This is a genomic window from Demetria terragena DSM 11295, assembly GCF_000376825.1.
Lineage (GTDB): Bacteria > Actinomycetota > Actinomycetes > Actinomycetales > Dermatophilaceae > Demetria > Demetria terragena.
Map to the genome: position 1 here is coordinate 1,852,288 of NZ_AQXW01000004.1, position 11,701 is coordinate 1,863,988.

Consider the following 11,701-nt stretch of genomic DNA (forward strand, 5'->3'; position numbering starts at 1 on the left):
GGCCTGGCATTGAGCAATCTGGACGACATGACACCGCCCCGCCACCGCCTCCCACTCGGAGGCGATGACGGGGCGTTGGTGCCGGACTGAGCACTAACTCCAGGACAGCGGTGCGAGGCTGACCCCGCCCTGTCCCCATCCGGAATGCGAAGCCCACCAACTATTTCCGTCGTTGATGATCTCCGCGGCGTGGCTCGCTAGATGCCCACACAACCCTGCGGTGGTGAAGGCAAACGGGTCATCGCTCACGAAGACGTCCGTCCCGACGTAGCCACCGCGTGGACCGATGAACAGATACCACCTGCCGTCGCGCTGGACGACGTACGGCGACTCGGTTTCACCACCCCACGTGCCCGACTTCGCGTCGGTGAAGACCGCCTGAGACTCGCTCCAATTGATCAGGTCCGAACTGGTCCTGGCCATGACGGTGTGGTTACCACCTCCCGAATAGGACGTCGCGGTGTAGTACATGACCCATTGATCGGCGTGCCGCATGACGAAGGGGTCCCGGGCGTCGTAGCCATCGCGGAAGAGCGTTCCACCCGCGTGGCGTTGCCAGGTCCACAGGTCAGTCGAGGTCGCGAGGTTGATCGCGAACCGCGAGTGGTCGTACCCACCGCCGCAGTAGAACATGTAGTACGTGTCGGCGTGCTTGATCACGTGCGGTGCCCACAGGACGGTTTCGCCGTAGCCCGGGTCATAGGTCAACGCTGGGTCTTGACGGGTCCACGGTCCCTCAAGGGTTGGAGCCGTCGCGTGCGCGAACTGGCGCTCGTCCTCCGCGTTTGCCGGCTCGGGGTGGGTGATCCCGAACAGGTGCCATCCGTCGTCACCCCGAACGAAGGTGTGATCGTTGATGTACCACTGCTGGGTGCCGACGCTGGGATCGTAGATCCGCTTGAACGTCCCGGCGCTCACCGTCGGCCCGTCCGCACGGGCTGACGATGACGTACCGATCCCGGCGGCAGCCAGGCCCGCTCCAGCGGTCAAACCCGCTCCGGCGGTCAACACCTGCCGTCGAGAGAGACTCACGTCCGCCACACTCCCCGCTCGGGGGCCCAGTGCAAGACACCGTGCTCAAAGCGCTGCATACGACCGGCGCCCTCGACCTGCTCGTCGCCAAGCGGGAAACCAAAGTTGGTCTCTGAGCCATTCTCGCGGTAGTGCGCGAAGATCGCACCGTGCACCATGACGGCACTCGGCGCACCTTGCTTCCAAATGATCATGCCGCGCTCGAAGTCGCGGAACCGGCCGGAGCCCTGCGGGTTGGTGCTGAACTCATCGTTCGTCGGTTCGCCCACGATCCTGCGGTTATCACCCTCGCCCCATTTAACGGCGATGAGCCCGTACGGCTTCCTGATGTCAACGTTGCCGTGACGTACGGCGAAATAGGTGCCCTGCAAGGCGCCGCGGGAGTGGTTCTTCACTCGCGGCGCACCGCCGCCAGCGTGCTCCAGCCCGACGAATCCGTCGCGTCGACCGTCGAGCCAACGCTCGAACATGATGACGTGACCGAGGTCGCCGGGGTTGGGGTTGTTGACTGCATCGCCCGGCTGCAGGTCGTCCCAGTTGATGCGGAAACCGCCATCGGACGATCCGATCGCGGGAGTGGCAGCTCCAGGGGCGGCTGATGCCCAGGCATAGGCCACGAATCCTGAGCAGTCGGTGCGGTATCCCTCGGACAAGCTGCTGTTGCTGGAGACATACGGCGGGGCCATCGCGATGCGATGCCGCGCACGGTTGAGGACATCCTCACGTCCCAGAGACTCTGCGGCGTTGGCGGTCGAGGACGTTGCGACGGCCGCGGCCCCGAGCGGGATCGCCGTCGCCCCGATGATCAATGACCGTCGTGAGAGGTGGATTGCCATGACGTTTCCTTTCAGAGATTTGAGCGGGCCGGTGAGATCCGGACCGTTACTTCTTGGTGACGATGGCGCCGCCGCCGGGGGTCCATCGGATCGTGGCGTTCTGGAAGTTCTGCACCCGCGCGTTGCCTTCGGCGACTTCGCCGCCGGTCGGATAGCCGAGCGCCTTCTCGCGCCCGTTGTTTTCGAACGCCTTCAAGATTTCGCCGTGGATGATCTGCGGACCGGTCCTCTCGCTCCACATAAACAGGGCGTTCTGGAAGTACTGGTAGCGCCCTGTGGTTCCGTCCGGCGCAGCGTGTGCGGCCATCTCATCCATGGTCGGGAAGCCCCAGGCCGCTTCGGAATCGGTCTTCCAGTAGGTCTCCAGGATCTGGCCGTGAATCCAGTACGCGCCGGTGGCAGGCGACCACGAGATGATGCCGTTGGCGAACAACTGGAAGCGCCCACCGTTCCGGGCAGCCTCTTCGCCGCGGACCAATGGCCCAACCTCGCCGGATGCTCCGCCCATGCTGGCGTACTTCTCGCCGATCTTGCCGTGGGGCTGGCGGGCCTGATCCATCAGTTGAAGGGCCTTGCCCTCGGATTCCTGATAGCGGTAGCGCAGGTCTTCACGCGGGCGCTCGACGTTGGCCGCGAGGACACCAGCAGTGGGCGACGACGCCTCCAAGGGGAGCGCAGTGTTGATGAACCAGTTGGTCGCCCACACCACGTCGCGCACCTGCGCGGGGCTGCCGTGCATGGGTGTCTGGATTTGGAAGACCCCCTGCGACGTCTCCTGGCCGCAGTCGAGGTTGTTCATGTGCGACTCCACCCAGCCCGCCTCGAACATCGCCAGCATGACCTTCTGCGAGACATTGCGTTGCTGGCCGATCGAATGCACCGTGCGGATGACAGCCGGGTCGGCCTCGGCCGGGATCGCGCACGGTACACGCATGGCGGCGGGGCTCAGCGCAGTGAGCGGAACGCGCGTTGAGCGCTTAGTGTCCTCGGTGCTTCCGGGGCCAGGGGCCGCGAGCGCTGGCGCAGCAACAGCTGTGCTGAGCAACGCGGCCGCCAGGGCGGTGACGATTCGGGTACGGCTGCGGTGCGGACTATTCGTACTCACAAATTCTCCTCGATACGGGTGGGCTCTGATCCTCACCCGACCGATCTGGCCGTACGCGCAATCCTGGAAATCCTGGAAGACGACGTCTTCGTGAACTCAACAAGTCCACCCGCAGAGTTATCCCCACGCCGCGCCAGGGCACGGCATCCTAACCCGGTGAACGTTTCGCTGAACGCAACATCCGACAGGCTCCCCGAGCTGAACTCGGTGGCGCCTCAGACACCCGCTGAGTTGGGTCGGGCACTCAAACGCAGGCTGCGGGCCGGCACAGGACGCCGGTTCAGCGTCGCGGGATTGGCTCGCCAGATCGGCGTCGCACAGAGCTCGATGTACGCCTACCTCTCGGGTACGACGCTGCCACCGAGCGACGTCCTGGACGATTTGCTGATCGCCATGCGCGTGCCCCCGGCAGAGCATCGCTGGTTTGCCACGGCACGAGACCACATTGCCGCCACTCGGCGGCATCAGCACACCCCGGCTCCCGACAAGCTCATCCCGCGTGAATTGCCTCCTGATCTGGCAGGATTCGTCGGCCGGCAGGACGACCTTCGCCGATTGGATGACATCTATCTCGACGCACGGGCCGGTTCGCCTGGCGTCGCGGTTATCACTGGCCCGGTCGGCGTCGGGAAGACGTCGGTGGCGGTGAAGTGGGCACATGACCATCGCGACGCATTCCCGGATGGGCAGCTCTTCCTCGATCTGCACGGCTTCTCGGCGATGCCGCCGGTCTCCCCCGAGCACGCCCTCGCGTCACTACTGCGCAGTCTTGGCGTAGAGGAGCAGGCCATACCGCCTGGGGTCGATGAGCGGACTCGACGGCTGCGTACTGCTCTCGCAGACAGACGAGTCTTGCTCGTGCTGGACAACGCCGTCGACGCCACGCAGGTGCGCCCCCTGCTGCCGAGTGGCCCCGGAGTCTTCGTCATCGTGACCAGTCGTCATGAGCTTGCCGCCTTGCAGGTCACGCCCGGCGCCCACCAGATCGAGGTCGCCCCACTCTCTCCAGATGACTGTCGTCGCTTGCTGCACAGTCATGTGCCGACGTGCGCAACCGACCCGCGAACCCAGGAAGTAGTCGAACGTTGCGGCGGACTTCCCCTCGCGCTGCGCATCGCGGCTGCTCGCATGTCCAGCAAGGCACCCGGCTCCTGGTTGAGCCTGGTCCACGAGCTCGATCGCACCCTCGGCCGCTTCGATCCGGAGCAGACGGACGCCTCGGACCGCTCGACGTTGTCCTCGTCGGTCCATCGCCTCACCCCCATGGCGGCTGCCGCCTTCACACGCCTCGGACGGGCCCCGCTCGTCGATGTCGACGTGGCGCACGTGCAGGCGCTATTGGATTGCAGCCGCGGCGAGGCAAAGCACGTTCTCGCCGAACTCGCGATGAGTCACCTGCTTGAGCCGTGCACGGACGACCGTTGAGAGATCCGGCTCTTAAGGCAGGGTGGCGTAGTTGTCCGTCACCAGGTGTAGCTGGATCGGGTCGCCCCTGCGCATCGACGTCCTCGAGGTAGGAGCGGGCGACCTGTTTGAGGAACGCCAGGAACTCTTGGTGCCGGTGGCGGGGCTTGCATGCGGCGGTGACCTTCCCGGTGGCGATCTCCAGGGCGGCGAGCAGGGTGGTCGTGCCGCGCCGTTTGTAGTCGTGGGTGCTACGGGCCGGCATCCCGGGTTGCATCGGCAGCATCGGCGCGGACCGGTCCAACGCTTGGATCTGGAACTTCTCATCCACGCACAGCACGATCGCGTTCTCTAGTGGGTTCAGGTATAGCCCCACGACATCAGTGACCTTCGCGACCAGCTCGGGGTGGGTAGTGAACTTGAAGGTCTCGACCCGCCAGGGTTGCGACGTATGCAACGCAGCGCGCGCGATGTGCCCCTACCCATGTGACGAAGACGTACCGCGATCGACTCGCGCCGTTGACCGATGCAGGTCCACGAGATGGAAAGGCACTGCAAACAGGGCCACCAGCACCGGAAGTGCCACCACGACCCACGCTTGGTGGATCCAGACCACCAAGACGGCAGCTGCGAGCAACGCCGTAGCACTCGAGAGCACACGATGACGTAGCCGCCGCCACGGTCCCGCCGCAAGCACGAGCAGCACCGCAAACACGGGAAGGATCACGAGGATGGTCAACATCGCCTACTCGCTCCTGCCCTTGCTCAGCGGCCGTGACATCCGGGTCAGGGTTGAACACAGCCCCGGTAGAGCTGTGCTCCCGGGCGATACGGCCCATCCCGTCCCGATCCACCGTCCACCCAACCCAATCATCCCGGGTAGGCGCCCCAGGGGTCCAGGTCGTTTCGCCAGTATCAGGGTCCGTGGTCGCAGTGACCGGCCTGACCTGCCCTCGTAGGAAATCCCGGTTTCTTGGCCCAGAACATTCCGCACACTGCGGGCAGTGAACTTCACGGGCAGGTCTTGGCGGGTCAGGCCACCGGTGCTGTCATATGCCCCGTGAAAACCAGCGGGCTGCCACCAGCGCGCGACACCACCGCCTTCGTCGCTAAACCACGCCGCTCACCTTTGCCATCAGCATCACTGCCGTCATACGTAAACGTGGTCGAACCTTTCGGGTCGCTCAACGCAGCAACCTGCCCGACCGCGTTATACGCCGTGGTCCCGGTCTCTCCATCGGCGTTGGTATAACCCGTCTGACGACCCCACCGGTCGTATGTAGTAGTGATCCGGTTCGACTCGAAGGCGCCGCACCAGGAAAAACCCGACAAACCAAACCAGCCCACGCGTTCTGGGTATTCATCCCTGAGTCCGCAAATACCGCCCAAAATGAGGCACGGTGAAGGCGATTCTCCCTCGTTCACCCGAGTAGATCAGCCCCTTCTTCAACAACGCGTCCCGCGCTGGTGACAGGGACTGCGGTTTGCGGTCAAGGAGATTCGCCACGTCCGACGTTGGCACTGACTCGATCTCGTCGAGCTCTTCGTCGTCTCGGTCGGCGATCGCGAGCGCCGCGTCGGCCATCGCGCGCAGATACTCGCGCTCGCCGGGCGTCGCTCTCTCATACCGGGATCCGAAGAATCCCACGGCCAACTCGGATTCAGCTTCGGGCGCGGCGACGTTCACGTCGTCCACGTCGATCGGAGTGCCGGGCGCCTGGTCCCACACCGCTTTGCCATAGGCCTGAATGAAGTACGGGTAGCCGCCCGTGGCGGCGTACATCGCGTCGAGTGCTGCCGGGGTGAAGTCGGCGCCCTCATCCTTAGCCGGCATCTGCAGCGCGCGGTCGGCGAAGTCACGCGGCAACCGGTCGATACGTACGTAGCGAAACAGCCTCTCGCTGTAGGACTTTGACGCCGAGAGTACGGCCGGGAGGTGTGGCAGACCAGCGCCAACCACGATCACCGGAAGCGCGGCCTGGCTGATCTCGTGGCAGGCCGCGCACAGCGCAGACACGTCGTCCGGATGCAGGTCTTGCATCTCATCGATGTAGATCGCCACGCCTTTGCCGACATCACCCGCCAATCCGCCGACGTCAGAAAGCAGTTCGACCAGATCAATCTCGATGTCACCGGAGTCAGCGCGCCCGACGACCGCGGGCGCGTCAATGCCCGGATTCCACCGCTCGCGCAGCTTGGTGCCTGAAGGCGAGTCCCGCTGCGCAAATGACTTGATCACCCCAAGTACATGGTCGACGTCATCGCCCTGTGGGTGCCCGATCTCGCGTACGGCAGTATGCAGCGCCGCCGACAACGGTCGCCGAAGCCGCTGCTCGGGCCTGGCCTCCAACTTGCCGGTGCCCCACTTCGCGCGAACCGCCGCAGATCGAAGAGCGTTGAGCAGCACCGTTTTTCCCACACCGCGCAGCCCGGTCAGCACCACTGACCGCTCGGGTTTGCCTCGGGAGATCCGCTGTAGGACGACGCCGAAAGTCTCCAACTCCGAGTCTCGGCCGGCGAGTTCAGGCGGGCGTTGTCCTGCGCCTGGGGCATACGGGTTCTTGATCGGATCCACGATATAACCGTATCTGCCTCTCTAGCGAAACTCTGATATTTGGTTATCGGCGGGTCGACCTAGGATGCCCGTCATGCCCACCGTTGCCAGCATCCACATCGCACCCGGGCGCAGGCTCCCCACCAAGTCCGTCGACCAGGTGGAGGCGCAAGGCGGCGCGGGCCTGGTCGGCGATCGCTATCACGGCTCGCGGCATCGCCATGTCACGATCCAGTCGGCGCCCGATTTGGCGGACGCAAGCCACGACTGGGGACAACCGATCGACCCGGGCCAAACCCGCCGCAACATCACCATCACCGACGGCCCGCTACCGACCCGACCGGGCGACCCGATCCGCATCGGCGACGTCCACCTCGAGGTCGTACGCATCGCCGCACCGTGCCGCATCATGGACGACTGCGTCGGCGAGGGAGCCATGCGCGCACTGCACAACAGGGGCGGCGTGGTTGCGCGGCTCCTAACCTCGGGCACGATCCGCGTTGGCGACGCGGTCGACCTCGCGCCGGAGCCGCTCGCCGAGCACCTGCGGATATCGCCTCCTATTGCCGCGTCTAGGCCAGGACCAAGACTGCCTTAGCAAGCACGATCGACCTACTTCACGTGCACGCTGACAAAGATCGGCTGCTGATAGTCAAATGCGTAGGTCCCGTCCGGCTTGATGAACATGAACCGGACGAAGCAGTCGACTCGCTCGGTGGCCGTTTCAAACGGCATGTTCACGCGTACGATCTCTCCCGGCTCAATAGTCTTCACCGGAGTCTCTTCGGGTGTCTTGCAGTCCAGCGTCGGCCCGCGGTATGGCCCAAGACGCTTCATCTTCAGGCCTTTCAGCGGCTGACTCCCCACGTTCTTGAACGTCCAGGCCTTCGTCAGTTTCTTCCCCATGGGAGCTGGCTTGCAGTCGCCCAGAGTGACGTCCGTCATCAGTTTGATCTTGTAGCGCGGGTCCGTCGACGGCGACGGATGCGGCGGTGGGTTCTTCTCGCAACTGCCTGTTCCGGTGCTCAGAATGGCGCTTCGCGCGGCGGTCGGCTTTGAGGCCGCGGCAGCAGGCGTACTCGCCGCAGCCGGAGTGGTCGCTGCGGCTCCCGGATTGGCGTCGCTCCCGTTCATGATCTTGAGCACAAAGAACCCGACGACGATGCCGACGACCAGACCGGCCACGCCGAACATCACCGCCGACTTGGAAGGCCCGCCGGAGTAGTGGTCCTTCCTCGGCGTCGGTGCGGGCGCAGCCTGCGCCGACGCGCTTCCGCCCGCCGACTCTTCAGCTCCGCTTCGGAGCAGCGCGGTGTTGGCGCGCTCCCACTCCGCCCGCAACGTCTCTGGCTCAACGCCACAGGCCTTCGCGAACTCGACCGTGGTCTCCCAAGAAGGCAGCCGGGTTCCCTGGACCGCATCATGCATCGTCGCGTGCGAGATGGCGCCAGACCGTTTCGACATCGCCCGAAAGGACGGCGAACCCGCCTCTTCGCGCAGCTTCAAGAGCCGCCCGACGAACTCTTCAATGATGCGCGCGCGCTCCGGTGCGCCAAACTCGCTCACGATGTCCACCCCTCGTTGGTGAGATCAGCCAGATTCGGACAGTTTGCCTGAGTGACACAGCCGTCAGATGGTCAGAACCCCACGATGACGGGAATTCTTACACATCTGACAGTGCCACGAATCCCTAGACGACGTCTGGTTCTGACGTCGTCTGAGCGTCCGGATACACCGTCGACCCCTGCCAGACGGTTGCCCGATATGGGCATGGTCGTCTCAGTCGCCCAACTTCACCGGGACGGCGAGGACGACCGACAGCGACTCACCACAGACGCCATCGGAACGTTCGGACCACCGAACACGAAGGAAGACCAATGCGCACTATCAAGAACCGCACCGCTACCGCTCTCGGAGTGCTCGCCCTCGGCGCGACCAGCTTCACTGGCGTCGCCCTTGCCGGGTCAGCACAGGCTGCCGACCGCGATGGCAAATGTGACTCTGGCGAGTTCTGCTACAACTTCAACTCCGACCTGAAGGGCTCGTGGTCAGACTTCAAGTCCTCGGTCGGGGACTACGGGACCAACGCCAAGACGTGCTACGAGTTCAAGGGGGCCGGAGCCGGCAAGAGCAAGTGCATCAAGAACGAGGCCGGCGGCTACTGGAACAACACCTCAAAGTCAGTCACGGTGTACTTCAACTCCGGTTACGCGGGCGAGTCCGTCACGCTGAAGCCGGGCGCGAAGGGCAAGTTGCCAGCCGCCGTCTACAACAACAACGCCTCACACAAGATCGGCGGCAGCACCACGCCGCCGTCCAACGGCAAGAAGGCCATGTCGCAGGCGCTGTATGAGGGTGGCGGCGGCACCCTGACCGCGGCCTTCGACGGTTACAAGAACACCCCGGGTCGCCACGAAGGTATCGACTTCGCCAAGGGCTTCGGCAGCAAGGTGAAGTCCCTGGTCGATGGGACCGTCATCAACGCCGACGACGACCCCAATGGTCTGGGCACCCTTGCGATCTACATGCCCAAGGAAGACAAGACCGTGATCTACCTGCACGCCAACACCACGGTCAAAAAGGACGCGAAGGTCAAGCGCGGTGACGTGATCGCGACCGAGGCTAACCGCCAGGGCGGCGCGACCCACACCCACGTCGAGATGCGCCCAGGAAAGCACACGCTGGCATCCAAGAGCGTTAACGACCCGACCCTGGACAACCCGGACCCGACCAGCTTCTGGAACGCCCAGGGCTACGTCGAGAAGTAAGCCACCCGACCACTCTTCGCGGGGCGGGTGGCACCACCACTCGCCCCGCGTAAGGGAAGGAAGCATCATGAGCACCAACACAACACTTGACCGACGGACCCTCCTGAAGATTGCTGGCGCAGGAGCGCTCGGCGCCGCCGCGATCGGCACGGTGGGCCACAGCCCAATTGCCTCCGCAGCCGCCCACAAAATCGTTCCGCGTGCTGACTGGGGCTTCGACGGCTGGCAGGCCGGTGGACCCCCGAGCCTGGACAAGGCCGCGATCACCAACTTCGTCGTGCACTACCACGGGGCCAGCGGCGCCAATGTCAACGGACCTCAGGCACCGCGCAACATCCACGCGATGCACAAGGCCGACGATCCCAACAACTCCGGGATTCTCTACAACTTCATCATCACGCAGAAGGGTGAGATCTTCGGCGCCCGCGGATACGAGTTCCGATCCGGTTCGCAGCAGGACGCCAACGAGTTCTCGATCAGCGCTCAGGTGCACATCCACGGTGGTACGAAGCCCACACCGGAGGCGCTGGCTGCGTTGACCTGGCTCTACCGGCACTCCCACGGAAAGCTCGGAACAGACAAGGCGCTGAAGATCACCGGGCACAGCGATCACGTCGCCACGACCTGCCCGGGCGGCCCACTCGGCACGTGGATCGACGGGCCGGGCCAGAAGCTCTACCAGGAGATGAAGAAAAAGCTCGGTGGCGCCAAGGATGATGACCCCAGCGCGCCAGAGTTCCCAGGTGCGGACGCCTTTCAGCTCGGAAAATCCCATCCAGCGGTCAAGACGCTGGACGAGGGGCTGATCCGCAAGGGCTTCGACAAGCACCACGACGGGGACGGCTACCAGGCCGGGACCACGTTCTCCAAATACACCCGAAGCAACGTGCAGGACTTCCAGAAGGCACAGGGGTGGAGCGGATCTGGTGCCGACGGATACCCAGGTGCCCAGACCTGGAAGCTCCTCACCTCCTGACGACGGTCCGGGCCCGGCTGTAGTCACGGGTTAGTCGAACTACAGCCAGGCCCGCCACCGTGGTCGTGAATTCGCCATCACTATGAAAGGACGAGTCATGCGTACGCGCACACTTTCCGCCATCACCGTTGCTGGCCTCGCCACGGCTGGCTTTGCAACCTCCGCACCGGCCGAAGCCGCCACCTCAATCAACATGGGCAAGGTCGTCTTGGCCGCCCAGTGGGACCCCGCCAAGGCTGGGTCGAGCATCGTCGACGGAGCCGGACCCAGCGTCAAGGCCGTCGAGCAGAAGTTGGCAGCCAAGAAGTTGCTCGACAGCAAGTACGTCGACGGCCACTTCGGCACCACCACTATCACGGCCTATGCGAAGTGGCAGAAGTCGCTTGGCTACTCAGGCTTGGCCGCCAGCGGCCTTCCGGGCAAGACCTCCCTGGAGAAGCTCGGCCTGACGGTGACCAACACCATCTCGGTAGGTGCTAAAACCACCGTCGACGGCAAGACCGTCAACACCCGGACCAAGAACATGTTGGCCGCTGCCGAAAAGAAGGCCGGCAACCTTCCGCTGACCCAGGGTTCGTACAACCCCGGCGGCGTTGGTGCCTCCGCTGGCACCCACGACGGTGGTGGCGCGCTCGACATCTCCGTCCGCAATATCTCCGACAAGACGGCGGCGGTGAAGGCGCTGCGTCAGGTCGGCTTCGCCGCATGGCTGCGTACGACCGCGCAAGGCTTCGACCCCCACATCCACGCGATCGCGGTCAACGACACCGACATGTCTCCTTCGGCGCAGGACCAGGTCGGTGACTACTACGAGGGTCGCAACGGCTTGGCCAGCGGCGCCGCCGATGACGGACCGAAGGTGACCAAAGTGATCTGGGAGGACGTCAAGTAGCCCCCACCCCCGCTAGCCGCTGGTCGAGATAACCACCTCGACCAGCGGCTTTGCTGTCTTGGCAATGTTGTAGCCGCTCCTTCTCGAAACCTTTCTCTGGTCGATGGAACCAAAGGGCTCGGGCGATTCGTCCT

At 64.4% G+C, this 11,701-nt stretch carries 11 protein-coding genes and 1 pseudogene; 5 read left to right on the plus strand and 7 right to left on the minus strand.

Going from position 1 to position 11,701, the window contains the following annotated elements; all coding sequences use genetic code 11:
• Window positions 1-93 precede the first annotated feature (93 nt).
• From F562_RS0113265 to F562_RS0113275, 3 genes are read right to left on the minus strand one after another with little or no spacing between them, the layout of a single operon-like run.
• On the minus strand, window positions 94-1,032 hold the full coding sequence (locus tag F562_RS0113265) for a glycoside hydrolase family protein (RefSeq protein ID WP_211206459.1): 939 nt from the start codon (window positions 1,030-1,032) through the stop codon (window positions 94-96).
• Window positions 1,029-1,868, minus strand: coding sequence for an LGFP repeat-containing protein (locus F562_RS20290; protein WP_018157457.1), 840 nt, complete (start codon window positions 1,866-1,868; stop codon window positions 1,029-1,031). The genes F562_RS0113265 and F562_RS20290 overlap by 4 nt, the downstream gene beginning before the upstream one ends.
• A 46-nt stretch (window positions 1,869-1,914) precedes the next feature.
• Complete coding sequence (locus F562_RS0113275) at window positions 1,915-2,973, minus strand: LGFP repeat-containing protein (protein WP_018157458.1); 1,059 nt, start codon at window positions 2,971-2,973, stop codon at window positions 1,915-1,917.
• 156 nt (window positions 2,974-3,129) lie between these two features.
• Between F562_RS0113275 and F562_RS19195 the strand changes: the two genes are divergently transcribed.
• Window positions 3,130-4,398, plus strand: coding sequence for a helix-turn-helix domain-containing protein (locus F562_RS19195; protein WP_156822657.1), 1,269 nt, complete (start codon window positions 3,130-3,132; stop codon window positions 4,396-4,398).
• Between the two features lie 21 nt (window positions 4,399-4,419).
• On the opposite strand, the pseudogene F562_RS20635 reads toward F562_RS19195, so the two are convergent.
• From F562_RS20635 to F562_RS0113300, 3 genes and pseudogenes are all read right to left on the minus strand, one after another.
• Window positions 4,420-4,822 (minus strand): annotated as a pseudogene (locus F562_RS20635) (transposase); the annotation flags it as partial.
• Between the two features lie 33 nt (window positions 4,823-4,855).
• Window positions 4,856-5,119, minus strand: coding sequence for a hypothetical protein (locus tag F562_RS0113290; protein WP_018157461.1), 264 nt, complete (start codon window positions 5,117-5,119; stop codon window positions 4,856-4,858).
• Between the two features lie 618 nt (window positions 5,120-5,737).
• Entirely contained in the window at window positions 5,738-6,952 is a 1,215-nt protein-coding gene (locus F562_RS0113300; protein WP_018157463.1) for an ATP-binding protein, read from the minus strand.
• A gap of 73 nt (window positions 6,953-7,025) precedes the next feature.
• On the opposite strand from F562_RS0113300, the gene F562_RS19200 reads away from it, so the two are divergent.
• A complete protein-coding gene (locus tag F562_RS19200) occupies window positions 7,026-7,529 on the plus strand; it encodes an MOSC domain-containing protein (RefSeq protein ID WP_018157464.1) in 504 nt (167 codons plus the stop codon).
• 14 nt (window positions 7,530-7,543) lie between these two features.
• Here F562_RS19200 and F562_RS0113310 read toward each other — a convergent pair whose 3' ends face one another.
• Complete coding sequence (locus F562_RS0113310; RefSeq protein WP_156822660.1) at window positions 7,544-8,497, minus strand: helix-turn-helix domain-containing protein; 954 nt, start codon at window positions 8,495-8,497, stop codon at window positions 7,544-7,546.
• 311 nt (window positions 8,498-8,808) lie between these two features.
• On the opposite strand from F562_RS0113310, the gene F562_RS0113320 reads away from it, so the two are divergent.
• From F562_RS0113320 to F562_RS0113330, 3 genes are all read left to right on the plus strand, one after another.
• The gene (locus F562_RS0113320; protein WP_018157466.1) at window positions 8,809-9,699 is read left to right on the plus strand and encodes a peptidoglycan DD-metalloendopeptidase family protein; all 891 of its coding nucleotides are present in this window, start codon (window positions 8,809-8,811) and stop codon (window positions 9,697-9,699) included.
• 67 nt (window positions 9,700-9,766) lie between these two features.
• Entirely contained in the window at window positions 9,767-10,675 is a 909-nt protein-coding gene (locus F562_RS0113325; protein ID WP_018157467.1) for a peptidoglycan-binding protein, read from the plus strand.
• A 97-nt stretch (window positions 10,676-10,772) separates the two neighbouring features.
• On the plus strand, window positions 10,773-11,567 hold the full coding sequence (locus F562_RS0113330; protein ID WP_018157468.1) for a hypothetical protein: 795 nt from the start codon (window positions 10,773-10,775) through the stop codon (window positions 11,565-11,567).
• The last annotated feature ends 134 nt before the right edge of the window (window positions 11,568-11,701 follow it).

Bases quoted from the DNA above. Each gene is read 5' to 3' on its own strand.
- F562_RS20290 (WP_018157457.1), bottom strand. From the start codon at position 1,868: ATGGCAATCCACCTCTCACGACGGTCATTGATCATCGGGGCGACGGCG.
- F562_RS0113290 (WP_018157461.1), bottom strand. From the start codon at position 5,119: ATGTTGACCATCCTCGTGATCCTTCCCGTGTTTGCGGTGCTGCTCGTG.
- F562_RS19200 (WP_018157464.1), top strand. From the start codon at position 7,026: ATGCCCACCGTTGCCAGCATCCACATCGCACCCGGGCGCAGGCTCCCC.
- F562_RS0113320 (WP_018157466.1), top strand. From the start codon at position 8,809: ATGCGCACTATCAAGAACCGCACCGCTACCGCTCTCGGAGTGCTCGCC.
- F562_RS0113325 (WP_018157467.1), top strand. From the start codon at position 9,767: ATGAGCACCAACACAACACTTGACCGACGGACCCTCCTGAAGATTGCT.
- F562_RS0113330 (WP_018157468.1), top strand. From the start codon at position 10,773: ATGCGTACGCGCACACTTTCCGCCATCACCGTTGCTGGCCTCGCCACG.